General features: G+C 59.2%; 4 protein-coding genes. 2 read left to right on the top strand and 2 right to left on the bottom strand.

Features of this window, described 5'->3' with window-relative positions:
• Positions 1-345 (top strand): hypothetical protein (locus tag MZTS_RS23160; RefSeq protein WP_192285586.1); only part of this gene is annotated, 345 nt, incomplete at its 5' end.
• Positions 346-595: 250 nt separating this feature from the next.
• On the top strand, positions 596-820 hold the full coding sequence (locus MZTS_RS23155; RefSeq protein WP_192285585.1) for a hypothetical protein: 225 nt from the start codon (positions 596-598) through the stop codon (positions 818-820).
• A 157-nt stretch (positions 821-977) separates the two neighbouring features.
• Here the strand turns inward: MZTS_RS23155 and MZTS_RS23150 are convergent, their stop codons facing one another.
• Both MZTS_RS23150 and MZTS_RS23145 read right to left on the bottom strand, forming a co-directional pair.
• Positions 978-1,307, bottom strand: coding sequence for a hypothetical protein (locus tag MZTS_RS23150; RefSeq protein WP_192285584.1), 330 nt, complete (start codon positions 1,305-1,307; stop codon positions 978-980).
• Between the two features lie 745 nt (positions 1,308-2,052).
• The gene (locus MZTS_RS23145; RefSeq protein ID WP_192285583.1) at positions 2,053-2,556 is read right to left on the bottom strand and encodes a c-type cytochrome; all 504 of its coding nucleotides are present in this window, start codon (positions 2,554-2,556) and stop codon (positions 2,053-2,055) included.
• Positions 2,557-2,606 lie beyond the last annotated feature (50 nt).

The following is a 2,606-nucleotide window of genomic DNA, read 5'->3' as shown; positions in this document are numbered from 1 at the left end:
GGTTTTGTCCCACGCTCTAAGGGCGCGGCCAAACCTGAAACCTCAGAAAACGAGCGGATTCCCGCTCCTGATCGAATTCACCATCTATCTGGCCTCGAAGACTCGATAGACGGCATCAATGAAAGCCTTGAAGATGCTCTCTTCGACTATCGGCAGGCTCACGTTCCCGATGCCATGCCCGACCACCGTGGTCGTGACCGTGGCCCCGTGGAGATCATCCCAGAGGACGATTTCGCACTGCTCCTGAAGGCCAGGATGGCGGCCAAGTACGGGGGCGAGGACATGGCGCTCTCGAACGAGGCGAGGGCCACCGTCAGGCCTTCGATCACGGGTTCGCGACGGTGAGCTTGGCCGTGAGTCCGCGCGCCCTAACTCGCCGCGATGGCTCTGGATCAGCGCTCAACGACCGACACACTGATCACGCAGGCCCGACGCGAGCGCGAACGCCTGCGGCAGGCGGAAGCGTGGGCCAACGAGGTCCTGGCGCGCGTCGCCAGGGTGACACCCGCCACGGGGACGACTACTCCCCCTCAGGTCCCCGTGGTGGGATCGAGCACGCCTGCGCCGCGACAAGCTCGGTGAAGGATGGCAGGATGTGACGGCTCTCGAAACAAATTGCGGGGCCGATCTTCGGGTTGATAGATACCTCTCCAGACCGGCGCGAGATTTGAAGGCGCCGATCATGCATTTGAGAGGCACCATTTTGACCATCGATGAAACTGTCGCCCAGATCATTGCCGACTGGACTGACGCAAAGCTCACCGGCCCCAAGTTCACCGCCGAGATGGCCGCAATGCCTTCCACATCCTCCACAGCCTGAGAACATGGGTGGATTTAATTTCAGTGAGCAGAAGCTGAAACTCGATAACCCGCTCGTGAGGTCCACAGGGGGCAACTGGACAATCTCGCCCCCGACGTTGTCCAGGTAGCACCTCCGAATGGAAGGCTCGGCCACGTTCAGGTCGCCGAAAGTTGAGTTAGCTCGTCCCCTCCAACGTGCTGCAGATGCGAGCACGCTCCCGGACCTTTCGCGGACCGCGCTTGTAAGAATAGCCACTCGCGGGGCCTTCGTGCAGCTTGATAGCGTTCAATCCCCGGTGAAGCAGGATCGAGTTGATCAGATGCAAATACTTCTCAGGGAGCGCGCTTCCTTTGACGAAGTACCAATGCTCAAATTCACGAAATTCGGCGCAGCGTTTGGAAGCATAACGCTTGATCTTCAAATAGGAGGCAATCAGAACGGTGTCCTCAGCCTCATTCAATGCCCAAAGCTTGAAGGTGTTGTCCAAAACAATAAGGTTAGCCATTTCCGAGTCCAAATAAAAAAATTTATAGTATGATAACAAAACGCATAACACAGCCTCAGAGCGCCGCGCAGGCAATCATTTCAGCCGTTATACAATCTCTCAAATCCATCACGCGCCGAAACAGCGCGTATCGGGATGCTTAGCACTTGCCGTTGAACGCAATCAATAAGAATGTCCCTGGCTGTTCAGACCGTAAAATGGTCTCGCCGGAACGAGAACGCGTTAAGCACATGCCAGCCGCAGCTGTCAACTTGATCCCAGCAGTGCCTGCGGCCTTGCTGAGATCGCGTGGGAGGATGCAGGCCTGCGAAGGCAGGATGGGAGTGGCCGGCGCCATCGCCATCTGTTCTGCCGCTCCCCGCATCGGCGGAGCCCGAGGTTCTGACGCCGCGCCATCCTCCTATGAAGATGGTTCGACACCAGCATCTTCTAATCTACCTCGCATCCGCAGCATCTGCGCCAAAGCCAAGAGGACGCCCTTCTATTCAAGGTCAGCGTGATGCCGCGACAGGATACGGTCCGGCAGGCGGGACGGACCAATCTAAGACACGGACTCAACCGAGGTCGGCACCACCGCTCGCTGTGTCGGTCTTATCCAGCCTCGCCCCCATCACGGAACCTCAGGCGCTGGATCGACACCAGGGCAGCACCTCACCGCCCAAGTCTTTCGGCGATGCCCTCAGCAGGGGGCTCACTTGATTCCCGCGACGGCTGAGTGGAGATCCTAAAGGTCAGATTGAGATGATCATGGCCGCGATTTGAGCGCCTCAGCGCCGCCATCAACCGACTGCGTCTGCAGGTATGCGACGATGTCTGCCCGGTCGAGCGGGTCAGGAACTCCGCGAAAACTCATGCTGGTGCCCGGCGCGAACTTCGCAGGGGCGGCAAGCCAGACGTCCAATCTCTCCGGTGTCCAAACGCCACCTAGTGACCGGAGAGCTCCGGTATAGCCGAAGTGCTTGCTGTTACCGGCGATGGGCTTGCCAACCACGTCGTAGAGACCGGGGCCGTTTCGGTCGCCCGCTCCCTTCCTAACCGTGTGACAGGCGGCACATTGACTGAACAAGCGGCCGCCTCGTCCCACGTCGGCCAATCGCATGAAGTCGCCGAAGCTCGGGCTGTCGCCCAGGGAACGGCGACGCTCCTGGCCATCATTCGAGCAGGCCGTGACGAGGAAGGCCATCGCGAGCAGCACAGCAAGCAAGCCAAGCGCGGGCAGAAGGAATGGGCGCCTCACCCGTTCGATCATGTGAACCAACATCAATCGTAGACATCCGCCCGCAGAGCTATGCAGGATTT

Origin of the sequence: Methylorubrum zatmanii, assembly GCF_014845115.1 — a bacterium.
Taxonomy (GTDB): domain Bacteria; phylum Pseudomonadota; class Alphaproteobacteria; order Rhizobiales; family Beijerinckiaceae; genus Methylobacterium; species Methylobacterium zatmanii.
This window is presented reverse-complemented; position numbering and strand designations above follow the sequence as displayed.